At 69.7% G+C, this 17358-nt stretch carries 25 protein-coding genes; 16 read left to right on the top strand and 9 right to left on the bottom strand.

The window, feature by feature from the left end; all coding sequences use genetic code 11:
- Positions 1 to 12: 12 nt before the first annotated feature.
- Together DMH01_RS21415 and DMH01_RS21410 are read left to right on the top strand one after the other, a co-directional pair.
- Entirely contained in the window at positions 13 to 681 is a 669-nt protein-coding gene (locus DMH01_RS21415) for an SDR family oxidoreductase (protein ID WP_125679053.1), read from the top strand.
- Positions 682 to 685: 4 nt separating this feature from the next.
- Positions 686 to 1579, top strand: a complete 894-nt coding sequence (locus tag DMH01_RS21410) for an SWIM zinc finger domain-containing protein (RefSeq protein WP_125679052.1) — start codon at positions 686 to 688, stop codon at positions 1577 to 1579.
- Here the strand turns inward: DMH01_RS21410 and DMH01_RS21405 are convergent.
- Positions 1576 to 2568: a tetratricopeptide repeat protein gene (locus tag DMH01_RS21405; protein ID WP_125679051.1), complete on the bottom strand. Its 993-nt coding sequence runs from the start codon at positions 2566 to 2568 to the stop codon at positions 1576 to 1578. The genes DMH01_RS21410 and DMH01_RS21405 overlap by 4 nt on opposite strands.
- A gap of 156 nt (positions 2569 to 2724) precedes the next feature.
- Between DMH01_RS21405 and DMH01_RS21400 the strand changes: the two genes are divergently transcribed.
- Positions 2725 to 3393, top strand: coding sequence for an HNH endonuclease family protein (locus DMH01_RS21400; protein ID WP_125679050.1), 669 nt, complete (start codon positions 2725 to 2727; stop codon positions 3391 to 3393).
- Positions 3394 to 3421: 28 nt separating this feature from the next.
- Positions 3422 to 4078 (top strand): alpha/beta fold hydrolase, encoded by a 657-nt coding sequence (locus DMH01_RS21395; RefSeq protein WP_125679049.1) that lies wholly within the window; start codon positions 3422 to 3424, stop codon positions 4076 to 4078.
- Here DMH01_RS21395 and DMH01_RS21390 read toward each other — a convergent pair.
- Positions 4056 to 4691, bottom strand: a complete 636-nt coding sequence (locus DMH01_RS21390; RefSeq protein WP_125679048.1) for a nitroreductase family protein — start codon at positions 4689 to 4691, stop codon at positions 4056 to 4058. The two genes, DMH01_RS21395 and DMH01_RS21390, sit on opposite strands and share 23 nt — an antisense overlap.
- Positions 4692 to 4746: 55 nt before the next feature.
- Between DMH01_RS21390 and DMH01_RS21385 the strand changes: the two genes are divergently transcribed.
- Positions 4747 to 5223: a MarR family transcriptional regulator gene (locus tag DMH01_RS21385; RefSeq protein WP_125679803.1), complete on the top strand. Its 477-nt coding sequence runs from the start codon at positions 4747 to 4749 to the stop codon at positions 5221 to 5223.
- Here the strand turns inward: DMH01_RS21385 and DMH01_RS21380 are convergent.
- From DMH01_RS21380 to DMH01_RS21370, 3 genes are all read right to left on the bottom strand, one after another.
- A complete protein-coding gene (locus tag DMH01_RS21380) occupies positions 5192 to 5617 on the bottom strand; it encodes an ATP-binding protein (protein WP_125679047.1) in 426 nt (141 codons plus the stop codon). The two genes, DMH01_RS21385 and DMH01_RS21380, sit on opposite strands and share 32 nt — an antisense overlap.
- Positions 5618 to 5694: 77 nt before the next feature.
- The gene (locus DMH01_RS21375) at positions 5695 to 6468 is read right to left on the bottom strand and encodes a SigB/SigF/SigG family RNA polymerase sigma factor (protein ID WP_199745580.1); all 774 of its coding nucleotides are present in this window, start codon (positions 6466 to 6468) and stop codon (positions 5695 to 5697) included.
- The gene (locus DMH01_RS21370) at positions 6465 to 6881 is read right to left on the bottom strand and encodes an anti-sigma factor (protein WP_125679046.1); all 417 of its coding nucleotides are present in this window, start codon (positions 6879 to 6881) and stop codon (positions 6465 to 6467) included. The genes DMH01_RS21375 and DMH01_RS21370 overlap by 4 nt, the downstream gene beginning before the upstream one ends.
- Before the next feature lie 136 nt (positions 6882 to 7017).
- Here DMH01_RS21370 and DMH01_RS21365 point away from each other — a divergent pair, with 136 nt between their 5' ends.
- The 4 genes from DMH01_RS21365 to DMH01_RS21350 all read left to right on the top strand — a co-directional run bounded on the left by DMH01_RS21365 (position 7018) and on the right by DMH01_RS21350 (position 9355).
- Positions 7018 to 7326 carry a WhiB family transcriptional regulator gene (locus DMH01_RS21365; protein WP_125679045.1) on the top strand — a complete coding sequence of 103 codons (309 nt, stop codon included), beginning with the start codon at positions 7018 to 7020 and terminating at the stop codon, positions 7324 to 7326.
- A gap of 214 nt (positions 7327 to 7540) precedes the next feature.
- Positions 7541 to 7894 (top strand): STAS domain-containing protein, encoded by a 354-nt coding sequence (locus DMH01_RS21360; RefSeq protein WP_125679044.1) that lies wholly within the window; start codon positions 7541 to 7543, stop codon positions 7892 to 7894.
- A gap of 54 nt (positions 7895 to 7948) precedes the next feature.
- Positions 7949 to 8734: a metal-dependent hydrolase gene (locus tag DMH01_RS21355; RefSeq protein WP_125679801.1), complete on the top strand. Its 786-nt coding sequence runs from the start codon at positions 7949 to 7951 to the stop codon at positions 8732 to 8734.
- Between the two features lie 63 nt (positions 8735 to 8797).
- Positions 8798 to 9355 (top strand): TetR/AcrR family transcriptional regulator, encoded by a 558-nt coding sequence (locus DMH01_RS21350; protein ID WP_125679043.1) that lies wholly within the window; start codon positions 8798 to 8800, stop codon positions 9353 to 9355.
- Between the two features lie 61 nt (positions 9356 to 9416).
- Here DMH01_RS21350 and DMH01_RS42770 read toward each other — a convergent pair whose 3' ends face one another.
- Positions 9417 to 9737, bottom strand: coding sequence for a hypothetical protein (locus DMH01_RS42770; RefSeq protein WP_158633248.1), 321 nt, complete (start codon positions 9735 to 9737; stop codon positions 9417 to 9419).
- Positions 9738 to 9768: 31 nt separating this feature from the next.
- Between DMH01_RS42770 and DMH01_RS21340 the strand changes: the two genes are divergently transcribed.
- Complete coding sequence (locus tag DMH01_RS21340) at positions 9769 to 10161, top strand: hypothetical protein (RefSeq protein WP_125679041.1); 393 nt, start codon at positions 9769 to 9771, stop codon at positions 10159 to 10161.
- A 42-nt stretch (positions 10162 to 10203) separates the two neighbouring features.
- On the opposite strand, the gene DMH01_RS21335 is transcribed toward DMH01_RS21340, so the two are convergent.
- Complete coding sequence (locus tag DMH01_RS21335; RefSeq protein ID WP_125679040.1) at positions 10204 to 11841, bottom strand: ABC transporter permease; 1638 nt, start codon at positions 11839 to 11841, stop codon at positions 10204 to 10206.
- Positions 11838 to 12734, bottom strand: a complete 897-nt coding sequence (locus DMH01_RS21330) for an ABC transporter ATP-binding protein (RefSeq protein WP_125679039.1) — start codon at positions 12732 to 12734, stop codon at positions 11838 to 11840. The genes DMH01_RS21335 and DMH01_RS21330 overlap by 4 nt, the downstream gene beginning before the upstream one ends.
- Before the next feature lie 94 nt (positions 12735 to 12828).
- Here DMH01_RS21330 and DMH01_RS21325 point away from each other — a divergent pair, with 94 nt between their 5' ends.
- The gene (locus DMH01_RS21325) at positions 12829 to 13332 is read left to right on the top strand and encodes a GbsR/MarR family transcriptional regulator (protein ID WP_034319891.1); all 504 of its coding nucleotides are present in this window, start codon (positions 12829 to 12831) and stop codon (positions 13330 to 13332) included.
- 158 nt (positions 13333 to 13490) lie between these two features.
- Here DMH01_RS21325 and DMH01_RS21320 read toward each other — a convergent pair whose 3' ends face one another.
- Complete coding sequence (locus DMH01_RS21320; protein ID WP_125679038.1) at positions 13491 to 14081, bottom strand: TetR/AcrR family transcriptional regulator; 591 nt, start codon at positions 14079 to 14081, stop codon at positions 13491 to 13493.
- 96 nt (positions 14082 to 14177) lie between these two features.
- Here DMH01_RS21320 and DMH01_RS21315 point away from each other — a divergent pair, with 96 nt between their 5' ends.
- The 5 genes from DMH01_RS21315 to DMH01_RS21300 all read left to right on the top strand — a co-directional run bounded on the left by DMH01_RS21315 (position 14178) and on the right by DMH01_RS21300 (position 17318).
- Complete coding sequence (locus tag DMH01_RS21315) at positions 14178 to 14810, top strand: NAD(P)-dependent oxidoreductase (RefSeq protein ID WP_125679037.1); 633 nt, start codon at positions 14178 to 14180, stop codon at positions 14808 to 14810.
- A gap of 85 nt (positions 14811 to 14895) precedes the next feature.
- Positions 14896 to 15612, top strand: a complete 717-nt coding sequence (locus tag DMH01_RS21310; protein ID WP_125679036.1) for an SGNH/GDSL hydrolase family protein — start codon at positions 14896 to 14898, stop codon at positions 15610 to 15612.
- Between the two features lie 125 nt (positions 15613 to 15737).
- Entirely contained in the window at positions 15738 to 15905 is a 168-nt protein-coding gene (locus tag DMH01_RS43050) for a hypothetical protein (RefSeq protein ID WP_167373514.1), read from the top strand.
- A 331-nt stretch (positions 15906 to 16236) separates the two neighbouring features.
- The gene (locus tag DMH01_RS21305; RefSeq protein ID WP_007030724.1) at positions 16237 to 16842 is read left to right on the top strand and encodes an RNA polymerase sigma factor; all 606 of its coding nucleotides are present in this window, start codon (positions 16237 to 16239) and stop codon (positions 16840 to 16842) included.
- On the top strand, positions 16839 to 17318 hold the full coding sequence (locus tag DMH01_RS21300; RefSeq protein ID WP_007030725.1) for a hypothetical protein: 480 nt from the start codon (positions 16839 to 16841) through the stop codon (positions 17316 to 17318). Before DMH01_RS21305 ends, DMH01_RS21300 begins: the two co-directional genes overlap by 4 nt.
- Positions 17319 to 17358: the final 40 nt, after the last annotated feature.

Here is a 17358-nt window from a genome sequence, read left to right as displayed (position 1 = left end):
TCTGGGGTGTGCATGAAGACGGCATTGGTGACCGGGGCGTCGCGGGGGATCGGGGCGGCGATCGCGCGGAGGCTCGAGCAGGACGGCATACGAACGATCAAACGCTCAAGCGAGCAGGCCGACTTGTCGACCATGGAGGGAGTCGACAAAGCCCTGGAGGGCATCGACAGCCTGGACATCCTGGTCAACAACGCGGCAGCCGCGCCGCAAGGACCGATCGAGACGGACACGCCCGAAAGCTTCGATCGCCTGATGGCGGTGAACGTGAAAGCGCCGTACTTCCTCATCCAACGGGCACCGCTGAACGACGGCGGCCGCATCGTCAACGTCTCGTCGGTCGCGACCAGGATGGCCAACCCCGCCCAGACGTCCTTCGCGATGACCAAGGGCGCGCTCGAGACGATGAGCCGCACGCTCGCCCACCAGCTCGGACCCCGCGGCATCACGGTCAACGTCGTCGCGCCGGGCGCCACCAGGACCGCGGACAACGGGGCGATCTTCACGCCCGAGTTGACAACCGCGATAGCAAGTCTCACCGCGCACCGGAGGCTCGGCACCGCGGAGGACATAGCGGACGTCGTCGCCTTCCTCGCTTCCGACGACGCCCGGTGGGTGACCGGGCAGGTCATCGAGGCGAGCGGCGGGTTGTTCCTCGGGCCGCCGGGCCAAGGCGCAGAATAGGCCGGTGACGTGGTTCAGCGAGGACGAACTCCGCAGGCAGGCCGGTGACGTCTCCTTCGCGCGCGGAGCCAAGTACCTGGAGTCGGTCGAGACGCTGGACGACGTCGCGGGCGGGGTCACGGCGGTGGTCAGCGGCACCGACCGGTACACGGTCCGGTTGCGCAACGTCGACGGCGAGCTGGTCGGCGAGTGCTCCTGCCCGCACGCGGCGGACGGCTTCTTCTGCAAGCATTGCGTGGCCGTCGGGCTGCTGGTCCTCGAGGGCGTGGCGGACGGCGGCGCGGCCGACATCCGCGGGTACGTCGAGACCCTGGACCGCGCCGAGCTGGTCGAGCTGCTCGTCGGGCACGCGAACGAGGACCCGGTCCTGTTCCGCAAACTCTCGCTCAAGGCCGGCCGCGGCGACCTCGACGCGTTGCGGCGGCACGTCGAGGGAACGTTGCGGTTGCGCGGTTTCGTCGGCTTCCAGGGCACGGTCGCGTACACCGAGAAGGTGCGCGAGGTGCTCGCCACCGCCAGGGAACTCATGGACGGGCCGTTGTTGTGCCGTGTCATCGAGCTGGTGGTGGAGGCGCTGGACTTCGTCGAGGACTCCTTCGGCGCGCTCGGCTCCGAGGTGTCGGGCGCGCTCGCGTTGTACGCGGAAGCCTGCGCCGATTCGCCGCCGGAGCCCAAGGAACTCGCGGAGTGGCTGCTGCGGCTGGACCTCGACGGCTCCGGCCGCGTCGACGTGAACATCGCGGACTTCACCGCGGGCCTCGGTTTCGAGGGGCTCGCGGTGTTCCGTGCCGGCGTCGAGGAGCGGTGGCGGCTCGACGACGGCGAGGACCCGTACCGCAGCCGCAAACTCCAGCGGTTGCGCGAGGGGTTCGCGGCGATGCGGAACTGGCAGAGCTAGTACCGCTGACGGTTGCGGTACAGCTCTTCCAGATCCCGCCGCCCCGCCTGGTCGCCGGTGTCGGCGGCCGCGCGGAACCAGTGTTCGGCCTCCTGGAAGTTCCCGTGGTCGGCGGCGAGCCTGCCGAGGTTGGTGTACGCGGGGACACTGCCGAGTTCCGCGGCCTTCCGGTACCAGGCGGTGGCCTCGCCGGGATCGTTCCGGTCGTTGGCGAGCACCCCCAGGTTCGTCATCGCGGCGGCGTCGCCCCGTTTGGCGGCCTTGAGGTACCAGCGTTCGGCGGCGTCGAGTTCGCCGCGCCGGTGCAGCACCAGGCCGAGACGGACGGCCGCGTCGGGGGCGCCGGCGGCCGCGGCCGCGTGGTAGCAGCTTTCGGCGCGTGTGAGGTCGCCGCGTTGCTGGGCCTGGCGGCCGAGTTTGATCAGCGACGCCGCGTCGGCCTCTTCGCTCGCCTTGCGCCACCAAGGATCCGCTTCGGCCGTCCGGCCGGTGTCGCAGAGCACGGCGCCGAGCGTGATCATCCCTTCGACGTTGCCCGCCTCCGCGGCCTCGCCCGCCCAGTGCTCGGCCTCCTGGAGATCGCCGCGCCGGTGCAACGCCCGCGCCAGTTCCGCCATCGCCTCGACGCGGCCCTCTTCGGCTGCCCGCCGCCACCAGTCCTCGGCGGCGTCGGAATCCCCTCGTCGCGCGCAGAGATTTCCCAGATGCGACATGGCCTGCGAATCACCGGCCGTCGCGGCTTCGCGGTACCAGCGTTCGGCCTGTTCCGGCACGCCGCGCTCGGTCAGGAGGTGCGCCAGGTTGCCCATCGCGACCCTGTCCCCGCCCTCGGCGGCCTTCCGGAACCACGCCTCCGCCTCGTCGAGATCGCCGCGCTCCAACGCGGTGGATCCCATCCGTGCCATGGCGATCACGTGCCCGCGTTCCGCGGCCTTCCGGTTCAGATAGTCGTCGACCCGGGTGTTCCACTTACGTTTTTCGGCGCCCACAAGCCCGCTCCTTCCGGCAGCGTCCCTGGGGTAGTCGCTGCTCAGGACCCGGATGTGACAACAACTACCGGGTGTCATCGCCGTGTCGCACCCGGTTTCCCCGCCCGCCGCGGCGATACTTGGCGCTCCCCAATCCCCGTCGAGAGGAACCGCGCGGTGGCCACGCGTACCAGCCAGATGACCACGGCCCAGCGGCTGCTCCTGCTGATCACCCTCGCCGCCGTCGTGCTCGCGGTCTTCTGGTTCGTGAGCGGCAAGGGCGACGCGTTGCAGCCGAAGCCCGCCAACCCCGCGAGCGCTGCCGACGCGCGCAAGCAGCTGGACGAACTCACCGTCGCGCCGCGCGGTTCGATGGACGGCTACGACCGCAAGAAGTACCCGCACTGGGACAACCAGGGGAACAACTGCAACACCCGCGAGTTCGTGCTCAAGCGTGACGGCAAGGACGTGAAGGCCGGTTCCGACTGCGCCCCGACCTCCGGCAGCTGGACGAGCATCTACGACGGCGAGACCTGGACGAAGCCGACCGACATCGACATCGACCACATGGTCCCGCTCGCGCAGAGCTGGGTCAGCGGCGCGAAGTCGTGGACCGACGAGAAGCGGCGCCAGTTCGCGAACGACCTGACCCGCCCGCAGCTGTTCGCCGTCACCGACAACGTCAACCAGGAGAAGAGCGACAAGGCGCCGGACCAGTGGAAGCCGCCGCTCGTCTCGTTCTGGTGCACCTACGCCACCGACTGGATCACCGTGAAGCACTACTACGGCCTCACGATCACCACCGCCGAGAAGAGCGCGCTCGGCGACATGCTCGGTCGTTGCTGATCCGCCCGGATTCGGGTTGGCTGGGGCGATGGCGACCTTCGTACTGATCCACGGCGGTGGCGGCAGCGCCTGGGACTTCCACCTCCTCGAGGCGGAGCTGACCGGCCGTGGGCACGCCGTCGTCGCGGTGAACCTGCCGATCGACGACGAGAAGGCCGGTTTCCCGGAACACGTCGACGCCGTCGTGAACGCGATCGGCGACCGCGAGGATCTGGTGATACTCGGCCATTCCTATGGCGGCTTCACCGCGCCGATCGTCGCCGGGAAGCTTCCGGCGCGGCTGCTCGTGCTGCTGACCCCGATGATCCCGAAACCGGGCGAGACACCGGGGGACTGGTGGGGCAACACGGGTTTCGAGGACGCGAAGGACCTCACCGACGAAGAGAAGTTCTACAACGGCGTCCCCGCGGGCATCGTCGCGGAGGCGGGCTCGCACGGCCGGAACCAGGTCAGCGCCGAATGGGGACAGCCGTGGCCGCTGGGCGAGTGGCCGGACGTCCCGACGAAGGTGCTCATCGGGCGCGAAGATCGCTTCTTCACGCCCGAGTTCCAACGCAGGGTCGTCCAGGACAGGCTCGGTTTCGCGCCCGACGAGATCGACGGCTCCCACTCCGTGCCCTTGAGTCACCCCAAGGAACTGGCGGACCGGCTGGAGTCCTATCTCACCAGCGGTCCAGCCGCATGACCTCTTCGAGCGGCTGACGCGGGGCGGGCTTGAAGGTGTCGCCGGTGTAGAACGCCGTCGGGATGAGCGCGGCCTGGTGCACGTTGTCCGGCAGGCCGAGGATCTCCGCGGCCTCCTTCTCGTACGCGAGGTGCAGCGTCGTCCACGCCGTGCCGAGCGTGACGGCCCGCGCCGCGAGCATGTAGCTCCACACCGCGGGCAGCAGGTTCCCCCACAGCCCGGCCTGGTTGCCGGCGGGCAGTTCGGCGCCGCTCGTCTCCAGGCACGGGATGACGTGCACGGGCACCTCGCCCATCTTGTCGGCCAGGTACTCGACACTGGAGCCGACGCGCTTCTGCACCTTCGACCGCTGGGGGTCGTCCGCGAACAGTTTCCCGGCCGCGTGCGGGGAATCCAGGTACTCGCGGCACGCCCGCTGGTACAGCTTCCCGAGTTCGGCACGCTGCCCGGGGTCGGTGATCACGAGCCAGTGCCAGCGCTGCGTGTTCGACCCGCTCGGCGCCTGCAACGCCACCTGCAGGGCGTGTTTGACCAGTTCGAGAGGTACCGGCCGGGTCAGGTCCAGTCGTTTGCGGACGGTCCGGGTGGTCGTCAGCAGCTCTTCGGGCGTCATCCGGCGATTATGTCGTTATGATCCGCTGGTGGGGAGGCCGCCGCGCGAACGAGGGATGGGCACTTTGCTCAGGCACGTCCTCGAAGTGACCGAGGCGGACGTCGCCGCGTTCTTCGAGGACATCGGGCTGGGGGAGTACCGCCCGCGGTTCACGCCGTTCGTCCGCGCGATCGTCACGCACGGGCCGCTGGCCATCCGCGACCTGGCCGCCGAAGTCGGCGTGACCCATTCCGCGGCCAGCCAGACGATCGCGCAGATGGCGCGTCAGGACCTCGTCTCGCTCCGGCCCGGGGCCGACGCCCGGCAGCGGATCGTTTCGCTGACCGAGAAGACGCGGCGCCTGATGCCGACGCTCGAAGCCGAATGGGCGGCAACCAGCGCCGCCGCCGCGCAGCTGGAAGCCGAACTGCCGTACCCGCTCAGGGAGGTACTGGTCGCCGCCGTCGAAGCCTTGGAGCGGAAATCGCTCCGGGAACGCATCGCCGAAACGGACGCCGCGCTCAAGCTGGAGCGTCGGCCCGGTCGAGACTGAACACGGCCCAGACGTACTTGCCGCCGGAGCAGAGCTCGTGGCCCCAGTCGTCGGACAACGCGTGCACCAGCTGGAGACCGCGGCTGCGCGCCGCCATCGGCGACGGCTCCTTCAGCTTCGGCCGCTCCGTTCCGGAATCGAAGACCCGCAGGGTGAGCCGGCCGTCGGAGTATTCGACTTCGAGCCTGTCCGGCTTCTCGCCGTGCTCGAAGGCGTTCGTGACCAGCTCGGAGGTCGCCAGGAGGACGTCGTCGACCGCCGGGCCGTCGAGGCCGAACCCCGCCAGGGTCGCCCGCACCGCCTGCCGCGCGACGGCGGGTGCCGTCACAGCGACCGGCAGGGGGAGGGAGACCACCGGCAACGAGCCCTCCGATCGCGTCTTGGACATCGTCATGGTTCCGCACCTCCCCTCACGAGAGACTCCCAGATCCGCTGTTCGCCTCCCTGATACCCACAAGGGCCGCGGTCGAATCAGGTCCCGTCCGTGAGTTCCGTCTCGGTCAGTCCTTCACGCAGTTTCTTGAGTGTGGAAGCCAGCAGCCTGGACACCTGCATCTGGGAAACGCCGACACGGCGCGCGATGTCCGACTGGCTCATCCCGGACCCGAACCGCAGCGCGACGATCTTGCGCTCACGGTCGGGCAGCCGTTCCAGCATCGGCCGCAGCGCCTCGCGCAGCTCCGCCTGGCTCAGATTCGCGTCGGCCTCTCCGAATCGGGTGTGCGCCGAGTTCTCCAGGAGGTTGTCCAGCGAGGCGCCGTACCGGCCCTGGCCGGCCCGGAGACCCTCGTAGACCTCGTCGATCGGGACGCCGAGATGGGCGGCGATCTCGCTGGGCTTCGGCGCGCGGGAGAGCCGGACCGTCAGCTCCTCGCGCACGGCCGAGATGTTCGCGTTCAGCTCCTTGAGCCGCCGCGGCACCCGCACCGACCAGCTGTTGTCGCGGAAGTGGTGGCGCAGCTCGCCGGAGATGGTGGGGACCGCGAAGGCCAGGAAGTCGCTGCCCTGGCCGGGGTCGAACCGGTCGACGGCGTGGATCAGCCCGATCGTCGCGATCTGGACCAGGTCCTCCATCGACTCGTCCCGGTTGCGGAACTTGCGCGCCAGGTTGCGCGCGAGTTCGAGATGCGCGCGCACCAGCTCGTCCCGCAGCGCTTCGCGTTCGGGAGCGCTTGGGGGCAGCGCGCACATGCGCTCGAACAGGGCCGGGACGTCCGCGCCGTCTTGCTCGACGGGTTCGGTCACGGCCGGGCCGCCTCGCTCTCCCGGATGAGTTCCACCCTGGACAGGTAGCCGCCGTCGGCCGGGGTGACGCTCCGCCGCGCGGACGTCGCCAGCGCGGTGAGCAGTTGCCAGGACAGACCGGTCTCGTCGTCGGGTTCCGGAGAGTCCGAAAGCACCGAGACGGTCACCTCGATCCGCCCGTCCTTCCACGAGAAAACGCAGTTCAGATGCCCGTCGGCGGCCGAGGGGAGCAGCATGGAGCAGGCCTCGTCCACCGCCATCCGGAGATCCTCGACGGCGTCCAGGTCGAAGTCCTGGCGCATCGCGATGTCCGCGACGATCGTCCGGAGGGTCGGTACCACGTGCGGTACCGCGGCCGTGCGTACCTCGATGAGTTGAGCGCCCTCCCCGCCGGGCGGGGTGTTGTCCACCACGTGTGTTCCTCTCTCGAGCTGCGCTGCCGATCCGTCAGATGCCCTGGGTGTGAGCAAACCAAACCCACGTTTGAGCCGTGCAGGGGGCGGGCATGTAACCGGCGACAAACGATCTCCTGGGAAGGCGGGGACCGACATGGCTGACGTGAGCCGGCTGCCGAACGTGGTGGCGGAAGAGTGGGACTGGCAGCTCCGTGGGTCGTGCCGAGGCGCCGACAGCAGCTTGTTCTTCCACACGGACAACGAGCGCGGTTCGGCCCGCGAGCGGCGCGAATCGCGGGCCAAGGCCATCTGCCAGACCTGCCCCGTGCTGGCGCAGTGCCGCAAGCACGCGCTTTCGGTGCAGGAGCCCTACGGCATCTGGGGCGGGCTGGGCGAGATCGAGCGCCGCGAGTTGTTCCTCCGCGAGCGCCGCGCCGGGCGCAAGGCCTTGACCGCGCATTGAGCGCGTCCCGGGCACCGGTCGGCGACGCGCGCGACGGCGATCGTGGCGCCCCGTCCGTACTGGGTTAGGGTTGGGACTGTCGTTGCGGGGACAGCCACGCCTACCCGCCGAAGAAGAGCGTGCGTCCGTGTCCGGACTGGGCGCGGCCGTCGCTTGAGACCACAGGCGCGTTCCGGCGCTGAGCGTCGGTTCTCACCTGATGAGGAGAATGTGCATGCCCGCAGCGGACCAGAACACCACGCCGCCCGGTTTCAGCATCACGCTGGACGCCGACGCGTCTGAACCGCGTGTGGTGGTCACCGGTGAGCTCGACCTGCTGACGAGCCCGCAGCTTCAGGAGACCCTCGGGGCCCTGATCACCGGCAAACCGTCGGGTCGGGTGGTCGCCGACCTGACCGGCGTGACGTTCTTCGACTCCTCCGCGCTGAACGTGGTGCTCCAGGCACAGCGTCAGGCCGCCGAGAAGGAGGTCGAGCTCGAACTGGTGCCCAGCCCGCAGGTGAGCCGAGTGATCGAGCTCACCGGCGTCGCCGAGCACCTCAGCGTGTCGGAAGAGCCCCCCGCCTGATCCCCCGCTACGGTCGTGGGCTCGTGATCCGCGACACCTGGGGGCAGCACGATGATGGGGCGGACGCATGCCCTGACCGGCTGGTGCGCGGGCCTCGCGCTCGCACCCGTCGTAGGGGCCGGCACGGTGCACCAAGCGGTCGTGTTCGCCGCGACCACGGCCGGGTTCGCCCTCCTGCCCGACCTCGACCATCCGGGCGCTCGCGCGTCGAAGCTGCTCGGCTGGTTCACCGGCGCGATCTCCTGGCTGCTCCGCCGGGTTTCGGCGGCTCTCTACGCGCTGACCAAGGGACCCCGCGACGAGAAGGTCACCGGTAAGCACCGCCATCTCTCGCACACCGTGCTGTTCGCCGTCGGTCTCGGCTTCCTGACCTCCTGGGGCACCGCCGAAGGTGGCCCGTGGGCGGTGTTCGGCGTCGTCGTCCTCGGCCTGCTGCTCGCGGAGGGTGCGCTCGGCGACTGGCTCCTGCCGGTCAGCGGCGCCGCGGTCGGCTGGTGGGTGTGGACCGCCCCGCCGGACAAGGCGGCGCAACTGGCGGAGATCTCCGGCTGGCTCGGCATCGCCGTCGCGGCCGGGTGTTTCGTGCACTGCCTCGGCGACGCGCTGACCGAGTCCGGCTGCCCGTTCCTGTTCCCGATCCCGATCGCGGGCGAGACCTGGTACGAGATCCGGCCGCCGAAACCGCTGCGGTTCCGCACCGGCAAGAACGTGGAGAACCGGCTGATCTTCCCGGTCTTCGCGGTCGCCGCGGTGGTGCTGATCCCCGGCGTCTGGGAGTACCTGTTCACCACGGTCCAGGGCCTGCTCACGCCGGATGGGACGCAGACCGCGGTCCACTGAGGAATGCCCTCGTCACCGGCGGCGTTGAATCGGAACGCCGGACCCGGTTGAGGAGGGGGAACAGTGGACAAGCCCGTGCTGCGCGCCGACGCGCGCCGCAACCGAGCGAAGGTGCTCGCGGCCGCCGAAGAGGCCTTCGCCGTCGACGGCCTCGCCGTCCCCCTCGACGAGATCGCCCGCATCGCCGGTGTCGGCGCGGGCACCGTCTACCGGCATTTCCCCAGCAAGGAAGCGCTCTTCCAAGCCGTCGTCGTGGACCGGCTCGAACAGTTCGCGCGGGAAGCACGCGAACTCCTGACCGCCGAAGACCCCGGCGAAGCGTTCTTCGACTTCTTCAAACGCGTCGTCCAGCAGGCGTCGCGCAACCGGGCACTCTGCGACGCGCTCGCCGAGACGACCGGGCTGGGGTTCAAGGCGAGCGCGGGCCACGACTTCCGGGCGGCGTCGCAGGCACTGCTGACCCGGGCACAGGCCGCGGGCGCGGTCCGCGAGGACATCGACGGCGACGATCTGCGCGCCCTGATCGCCGGATGCCTGGCCGCGGAACGGTATTCACTCGAAGAGCGTCATCTCGTGCGGATCATTGTCGACGGATTGCGCACGCTACGTAACAAAACGTAAGATCAACGCGAGAAGTCCTCGTACCTGCGCTTCGCATGGCGAGGGGGTGCCGGATGTCGAGTCAGGGTCCCACCACCGGTTCCGTCACGGTCGCGGCCATCGCGGGTCTCGCGACCGGGCTGCTCGTCGCCGCCCTCCTGGTAGCGGGCCGTGCGCCGGAGCGCCGCGTGTACGAAGTCGGCACCACCCCGTCGCCGACCACGACCTCGCGTTCGGTCGGGCCGGTCACGGTGACCGTGCCGGGCAGCTCCCCGGAACCGCTCGTCATCACCCGCACCAGCACGCCGGCACCGCGCACGGTGACTCGGACGGTGACGCCTTCCCCCACCTCGACGGCGCTGCCGCCGTCGACGACCACGGGGTTCCGCAGCGATTGAGGCAACCTGGGCGGCCCCTCGCGCCGTCTGTCCGGTATGCGGCGGCTCCCCGTTTTCGTGCTCCTGCTCGCGTCCTTGACCGCGTGCCATCCCGGCGAGACGGCCTGTGCGGCCATCGGCCTGTCGGAGGGCATATCCCTCGATATCCCGCCGGAAGTGGCCGCCGGTGTCACCCGGGTGTCGCTGGAGTTGTGCTGGGCCGGTGCCTGCGTGACCGAGTCCGCGCCCGGAGGTGTGCACGTCTTCATCCCGACCCGGGGCCTGCCGACCACGCCGGTCCGGACCACGGTGACCTTCGACGATGGAAAGCCCCACGTCCTCGACGTGACCCCGGCGATCGCCTATCCGGTGAACAAGGCGTGCGGAGGTGGCGTGCCGGTCGCGAAGCTGGTCGTGACGCCCGGTGGCGAAGTACGGCAAGGACCGTGAAGGCCGCCCCCGATGAACGGCCTCCACGGTCATCCCCTGTGGCTAGCCGACGTCGCGACGCCGCCAGCCCATGAGCCCGGCCACGAGCGCGACCACGGCCACCCCGGTCAGCCAGACCAGCGGTGTCGCGGTGAACTCCGCGGCGGGCAGTTTCGGAACGTGCGAGAACGGTGAGGCGTCCACGACCGCCTGCGGCAGGTTCAGCACCGGGCCGAACAGGCTGAGCAGCAACGCCAGCCCGGCGATCGCCCACGCCGCCGTCGAGAGCTTCGGCGCCAAGCCGAAAAGCGTCACGGCGAGGCCGGTGATCACCCACACCGCCGGAAGCTGCGCCAGCGACGCGAGCACCATGTCCCCGACCGAGTCGGAGACGCTTCCTGCCCGCATCCCGTTCGACAGTCCTAAAAGAACACCGCTGACGACCATCATCAGCGCCGTGCCGCCGAACGTGAACACGAGATGGCTCCCCAGCAGCCGCATCCTGCCCACGCTCGTCGCGAGCAGCGGCTCCACCCGCACCGCGGTCTCCTCGGCGCGGAGCCGCAAGGCGGACTGCACGCCGTAAAGCGCGATGACCATGGCGAACAGGCCGGCCATCGCGGCCATGAAGGCGTCGATGAGCCCGTCCGTGCCGCCGAGGCGCTGGAAGATCTCCTTCGCCTGCTGGCTTTCCCCGACGACGTCCCCGATACCGCTCGCCACCGAGCCGAACACCGCGGCGCAGACCGCCGTGCCGATCAGCCAGCCGATCAACGGGCCCCGGTGCAGCCGCCACGCCAGCGCGAACGGGCTGCGCAGCGACGCCGCGGCCTCGGCGGGCCCGGGACGCGGCGGGATGATGCCGGTGCCGACGTCACGCCGCGGAAGCAGCGCGTACCCGGCGGCGCCGACGACCACGGTCGCGGCCAGCGGCAGCAGGAACACCCACCAGCGCTCGTCGGCGAACGGCCGGATCTGCTGCGCCCACCCGATCGGGGAAAGCCAGGAGACCCAGGTCGCGTCCGAGGTCGAGTCGCCGACGGCGCGCAGCAGGAACGCGACCCCGACGGCGGTGGCGCCGATCCCGTTGGCCGTCCTCGAATACTCGGCGACCTGGACGGCCACGGCCGCGATCGCCGTGAAGACCAGCCCGGTCATCGTGGTGGCGGCGCCGAGCGCGAGCGAGCCCTCGACGGGCAGCTTCGCGCCGATCATCAGCCCGGTCTCGACGAGTCCTATGAGGACACTCGCGCCGGCGGACACCAGCACACCCGCGGTCAGCAGGGCGTAGCGGCCGACCACCGCGGAGGCCAGCAGTTCCGCGCGGCCGGAGTCCTCCTCGGCGCGGGTGTGCCGGGTGACGGTGAAGACCGCCATCAGCCCGACGATCAGGGCGAGGAACCCGCCGAGCCGCCACGCGGTGAACCCGCCCGCGGTCGAGAGGTCGAAGGCCGGGCCGTAGATCAGCGAAAGCGACGGGTTCGCGCCCATGCTCGCGGTGAGCCCGGCCCGTTCGGCGGCCGTCGGGTACAGCGTTTCGAACGTCCCCGAGGACGTCGAAGGCATGATCCCGAGCAGCACGATCCAGATCGGCAGGACGATCCGGTCCCGCCGCAGCGCCAGCCTGGTCAGCGTCCAGGTGCCGACGAGTCCGTGCGACGGCCCGGAATCGGTCGCCGGGCGGTCCAGCGTCGCGGTCATTTCGCGCTCGCTTCGGTGGTGTAGTGACGGAGGAAGAGCTCTTCGAGCGTCGGCGGCTGGCTGGTCAGGCTGCGGACGCCGACCTGGGTGAGCTGGCGCAGCGCTTCGTCGAGGGAGCGAGTTTCGACGTCGAAGCGGACCCGGTTGCCCTCGACCTTGAGGTCGTGGATGTTCTCCAGCCTGGTCAGCCCGTTCGGCGGGCCGGCGAGCTCGGCGGTGATCGACGTCCTGGTGAGGTGCCGGAGCTCGGCCAGCGTGCCGGTCTCGACGGTGTGCCCGTTGCGGATGATGCTGACCTTGTCGCAGAGCGCCTCGACCTCGGCGAGGATGTGGCTCGACAGCAGCACCGTGCGGCCCTGCTCGCGTTCCTCCTGGATCGCGTACTGGAAGGTGGCCTCCATCAGCGGGTCGAGGCCCGAGGTGGGCTCGTCCAGGATCAGCAGGTCCACGTGCGAGGCCAGCGCGGCCACGATCGCGACCTTCTGCCGGTTGCCCTTGGAGTAGGTGCGCCCCTTCTTCCTGGGGTCGAGGTCGAACCGCTCGATCAGATCCTTGCGGCGGCGCTGATCGAGCCCGCCCCGCAGCCGCCCCAGCAGATCGATCACCTCGCCGCCGGACAGGTTGGGCCAGAGGTTCACGTCGCCGGGGACGTAGGCGAGGCGCCGGTGCAGGCTCGCCGCGTCCTTCCAGGGGTCGCCGCCGAGGAGGCGGACGTCGCCCGAGTCCGCGTGGAGCAGGCCGAGCAGGACCCGGACGGTGGTCGACTTCCCCGCGCCGTTCGGGCCGAGGAAACCGTGCACCTCCCCAACGGGTACCTGCAGGTCAAGGCCGTCCAAAGCCTTGGTCCGGCCGAAGGATTTGTGGAGGCCGGAGATGGAGATGGCGTTTTCCATGACTCTGAAGGTACAGTGATTTCACGAAGTTGTGAAGTTAAGAAAACATATGGATGGCGTGATCACTCTGGGGGACGTAGGAGAGGATGTGTCCATGACGACGACGCCTGAGAGTGCTTCGAGCACCCAGAGAGACGAGGACGCCGTCCGCCGTTACGTGGAGCACCTGGGCCTCACGCTCTCCCAGATCGGGATGCAGCGGATGCCGGCCAGGGTGTTCGCCGCGCTGATGACCACCGACGCCGGCCGCCTCACCGCGGCCGAGCTGGCCGACCAGCTTTCGGTGAGCCCCGCCGCGATCTCGGGGGCCGTGCGGTACCTGGAACAGATCGGCCTGGTCGCCAAGGAACGCGAGCCCGGCTCGCGCCGCGACCACTACCGGCTCTTCGACGACCTCTGGTACGCCACCTTCATGAAACGCGACCGCATGATCACCATGTGGCGCGACGCGGCCGACGAGGGCGTTTCGGCGCTGGGCGAAGGCACGCCGGCGGGCGAGCGGGTCGCCGAGATGCGGGACTTCCTGAGCTTCATGATCAAGGAACTCAACGACATGTACGCGAAGTGGCACGAGATGCGGGCCGAAAAGGGCAAGTAGGTCGCGCGGGCGCGGATGGTCGCTTGCCACTCACGACCACCGCGACCCACGATGTTCCGGCGCCTTTGATCGCGTGCCAGTACATGAAGGCCCCCTTCCTTGCGCCTGGCGCAAGGAAGGGGGCCTTCATGTACTTGGGGTAGGCGTGAAGGTGCCACTCACGGGGTCACCGCGACCACCAGCGTGCCGGCCAGCCTTTTCGCCCACTGGTCCAGCTCCTCCGCGGACGGCTCACGGTCCTCGAAGGACGCCAGGAACGCGTACTGGAAACAGGCCCCGAGCAGCAGTGACGCCGCCGCGTCCAGATCCGCGTCCTCGCGAACCCTGCCGAGCCGGACCTCTTCGCCCAAGTACGCGGAGAGGCGCACCAGCGGGACGTCCGGCCCGCCCGCCCGGCTCATGACGCGGTCCCGATGGGTCGCGAGCAGCTCCCGCGACGAGAACAGCGACACCGCGATCGGGAAGCTCTCCAGGTAGAACGACAGCGTGATCCGTGCCAGCCGGGCGAGGTTCTCCACGAGCGGCGTGTCCGCGGCGGAGCTCATCAGCTCGTCCAAGGTCGTCCCGAGCGCGGGCAGCCGCTCGGTGAGCACGCTCGTGAAGATTTCGGTCTTGTCCTTGAAGTGCTTGTACAGCAACGCCTCGGAGTAGCCCGCCGCCCGCGCGATGGCCTTCGTCGTGGCGTGCGCGTAGCCCTGCTCGCGCATCACCTTCGCCGCCGCGGCGACGATCTCCTCGCGGCTTCCCATATTCGCTCCTGAGGGCTTCTCAGCGTTCGCTCGACAAGTGGTTAGTGAACACTCACCATAGTGGGTGAGTGTTCACTAACCCAGGAAGGCGTGACCATGAAGCTCACTGTTCTCGGTGCCACGGGCGGGGTCGGCTCCGAAGTCGTCAAGCAGGCGCTGGCCGCGGGGCACCACGTCACGGCGGTCGTCCGCGACCCGTCCCGCCTGAACGCGGAAGGCGAACTGCTGGAGGTGGTCGTCGCCCAGTTGTCCGAGCACGGCGCGCTGACCGAGGCCGTGTCCGGGCGCGACGTGGTGATCTCCGCCCTCGGCGCCCGCGACCGCACCCCGACGACCATCGTCACCGACGGGGCGAACGCCGCGGTCGCCGCGCTCGGATCGGCGGGTACGAGGAGGCTGCTCCTGGTGAGCGCCAGCGGCCCGTTCGTCGACGGCGACGCCTTCTTCACCCGGAACATCGTCAAGCCGATCCTGGGCAGGGTCCTCCGGCACGCCTTCGCGGACATGGTCGCCGCCGAGCGGATCGTGCGCGCGAGCGACCTCGACTGGACGATCGTGCGCCCGCCGCGCCTGCTGAACGGGCCGCACACCGGCGCGATCGCCGCCCGCACCGACGGCAACGTCCGCGGTAGCTACAGCATCAACCGCGCCGACGTCGCCGACTACCTGCTCCGCGCGGCCGCGGACGACTCGCTCGTCCGCCAGGCGGTCTCGATCGCCCAGGGCTGACACCCCGCGTTTCGTCCTCTGAATGCGGTTGTTGCGTGCGCAACGATCGCGTTCAGAGGACGAAACGCGGAAGTAGAGTCGCGGGGTGATCAGCCGTGCGGTGGTGCTCGCCCCGATCCTGCTCGCGCAAGCCGTCCGGGTGCGCCGCACGACGCCAAGGCTGCCCGGTGCCGAGGGACCGGTCACCGGCCTCGTGCGGGGTGACGGCCGTCCGCTGCGGCTCGCGGTGCTCGGCGAGTCCACCGTGGACGGCGTCGGCGCGGCCACCCACGCCGAGGCGCTGACCGGACGGCTCGCGGAGGAACTCGCGCGGGACGGCGGCGCGGTCGCCTGGCAGGCCATCGGCAAGACCGGCGCCAACGCGCGCGTGGCACGCGAGGAACTGCTGCCACTGCTCGAACCCGCCGACCTCGTGGTGATCGCGCTGGGCGTCAACGACACGATCGAGTTGCATTCGGCCACGCGCTACCGGCGTGACCTGCTCGACCTCGTCGTCGCCGTGCGGCGCCGCGTGGGCCGGGTCCCGGTGGTGCTCGCGGGCGTACCGCCGATGGGCCGGTTCCCCTCGCTGCCGCGTCCGCTGCGGGACGTCCTCGGCGCGCGGTCGGCCGTCCTCGACGCCGCGGCCGCGCGGCTGGCGCTGCTGCCCGATGTCGTTCACGTCCCGATGCCCGCCGCGATGCTGGACCCGGCGACCTTCGCCGAGGACCGCTTCCACCCCGGCCCCGAGGGCTACCGGCGCTGGGCCGGACAACTCGCGGACGTGAGCCGGCGGCTACTCAGCGACACGATTTCCGGGTAAAAACGCTGATCAGGTCACCCGCCTGCCACAGATTAAGAAATTTCCGCGAAAAAGCTGGCTCTGCGTGTATCTGGTGGCAGCCTCATTGCGTCCTATGGAGCAGTCGAGGAAATGAGGGACACCCGATGACGACCGAGACCAACACCGCACCCGTCGACGACGAGGCCACGGCCACCGAGGACCTCGAAGAGACCACGAAGCCGAAGCCGATCACGGCGCCGGTCCCGCCCCGTCCCGGCACCAGCCCGGACGGCAACTGGGACCCGAACGGCACCAAACCGCCGGTGAACTGAATCAACACAGACAGGTGATGTCCGGAGGCCGAGGGGGCCTCCGGGCATTGCCTCCGGGTGCTCCTTCGGGGGAGGGGGACGCCCGGACGCGGGCCCGTTGGGGAGCGGGCCCGGGGGGAGGGAAAAAAGGACCGGCCGGTGCGCAGTCCACACCTACTCGCGCCGGCCGGTGCCTTTGTCCTTCACCCCAGACCGAGGGGGACGACCGAAATTCGACAAAAAAGTTAGTGACTTGATGTATCCCAGAGCCTCTTGCACGCTCCTTCTCCCCGAAGGGCCCGCGATACTGCCAGCGCCGACACGAAGACACGTCCGAAGTGGGGCAGATACGGTGACCGACGTGCAAACGACCGAGGTAGACCCGCCATGGGAAGGACTGACCGGTGCCGACCTGCATGCCGCCTGCATGCGCGCGGCGCGGGCCGGTGACCGCCAGGCGATGGACAGACTTGTGCACGAGCTGACCCCGCTCGTGTGGCACGTCGCGCGCGCGAACGGGCTCGACCGCCTGACCGCCGAGGACGTGGTCCAGACGGTGTGGCTCGCCCTCTTCAGCCAGCTCGAGAAACTTCGGGACCCCAAAGCGCTCGCCGCCTGGTTGATCACCACCACCAGACGCGAAGCTCAGCATCCTTTCGGCCGCCGCGCCCAGCCTGTCCCGCTGACCGACGAGCTGGCCGAAAGCATGGAGAGCACCCACCCGGCCCCCGAAGAGGAAGCCGTCCGCGCCGACCGGGATCGCCGGGTCTGGCGCGCCTTCCTCCGCCTGCCGCACCGCTGTCAGCAGCTCCTTCGGCTGACCGTGCTCGCCGGGCGGGCCGAATACCAACTGGTCGCCGAAGCACTCCGTATGCCGCGCGGAAGTGTCGGCCCGACCAGGGGCCGTTGCCTCGAATCGATGCGCGACCTGCTGGCCCACGAAGGGGGAAGCCGATGAACGACCTCGGGACGCCGGGGGAGATGACCTCCCCGGGCGATGAGGCCTTGCTCGCCGATATCGGGCGCTTCATGGACGAACTGGACCCGCCACCGGGAGACCTGGTGCAGCGGGTTCAGTTCGCGCTCGCGCTCGAAAACCTCGACGTCGAGGTCGCCCGCTGGGAACGGATGGACGCCACCGCGGGCGTTCGTGGCAGCGACACCGGCACGATCACCTTCACCGTCAGCGACCTGACCGTGATGATCAACCTGACCAAGATCGGCAAGAAACACCGGATCGACGGCTGGCTCGTGCCCGCCGGCGAGTACGGAGTGGAGGTTCGCGTCGCCGAGCACGGCACGAGTTCCACCACCGCCGACGAGGGAGGCCGATTCGTGCTGGACAACGTCCCCCAGGGCACCACCCAGATCGTGATCCACCTCGGCGACGTGACCTGTCGCCGGACCGTCGTGACACCGACAGTGGTGCTGTAACCGGACGGCTGTTCCGTTATGCGGCGCGGGTGTGCTCCCA

Source organism: Amycolatopsis sp. WAC 04182 (genome assembly GCF_003947465.1).
Taxonomy (GTDB): Bacteria; Actinomycetota; Actinomycetes; order Mycobacteriales; family Pseudonocardiaceae; genus Amycolatopsis.
This window is presented reverse-complemented; position numbering and strand designations above follow the sequence as displayed.

Coding starts and splice junctions, on each gene's coding strand:
- DMH01_RS21365 (WP_125679045.1), top strand. CDS start 7,018: ATGGCTGACGTGAGCCGGCTGCCGAACGTGGTGGCGGAAGAGTGGGAC.
- DMH01_RS21330 (WP_125679039.1), bottom strand. CDS start 12,734: ATGGAAAACGCCATCTCCATCTCCGGCCTCCACAAATCCTTCGGCCGG.
- DMH01_RS21360 (WP_125679044.1), top strand. CDS start 7,541: ATGCCCGCAGCGGACCAGAACACCACGCCGCCCGGTTTCAGCATCACG.
- DMH01_RS21385 (WP_125679803.1), top strand. CDS start 4,747: ATGGGCACTTTGCTCAGGCACGTCCTCGAAGTGACCGAGGCGGACGTC.
- DMH01_RS21325 (WP_034319891.1), top strand. CDS start 12,829: ATGACGACGACGCCTGAGAGTGCTTCGAGCACCCAGAGAGACGAGGAC.
- DMH01_RS21315 (WP_125679037.1), top strand. CDS start 14,178: ATGAAGCTCACTGTTCTCGGTGCCACGGGCGGGGTCGGCTCCGAAGTC.
- DMH01_RS21320 (WP_125679038.1), bottom strand. CDS start 14,081: ATGGGAAGCCGCGAGGAGATCGTCGCCGCGGCGGCGAAGGTGATGCGC.
- DMH01_RS21390 (WP_125679048.1), bottom strand. CDS start 4,691: ATGACGCCCGAAGAGCTGCTGACGACCACCCGGACCGTCCGCAAACGA.
- DMH01_RS21340 (WP_125679041.1), top strand. CDS start 9,769: ATGCGGCGGCTCCCCGTTTTCGTGCTCCTGCTCGCGTCCTTGACCGCG.
- DMH01_RS21395 (WP_125679049.1), top strand. CDS start 3,422: ATGGCGACCTTCGTACTGATCCACGGCGGTGGCGGCAGCGCCTGGGAC.
- DMH01_RS21300 (WP_007030725.1), top strand. CDS start 16,839: ATGAACGACCTCGGGACGCCGGGGGAGATGACCTCCCCGGGCGATGAG.
- DMH01_RS21355 (WP_125679801.1), top strand. CDS start 7,949: ATGGGGCGGACGCATGCCCTGACCGGCTGGTGCGCGGGCCTCGCGCTC.
- DMH01_RS21415 (WP_125679053.1), top strand. CDS start 13: ATGAAGACGGCATTGGTGACCGGGGCGTCGCGGGGGATCGGGGCGGCG.
- DMH01_RS21380 (WP_125679047.1), bottom strand. CDS start 5,617: ATGACGATGTCCAAGACGCGATCGGAGGGCTCGTTGCCGGTGGTCTCC.
- DMH01_RS21335 (WP_125679040.1), bottom strand. CDS start 11,841: ATGACCGCGACGCTGGACCGCCCGGCGACCGATTCCGGGCCGTCGCAC.
- DMH01_RS43050 (WP_167373514.1), top strand. CDS start 15,738: ATGACGACCGAGACCAACACCGCACCCGTCGACGACGAGGCCACGGCC.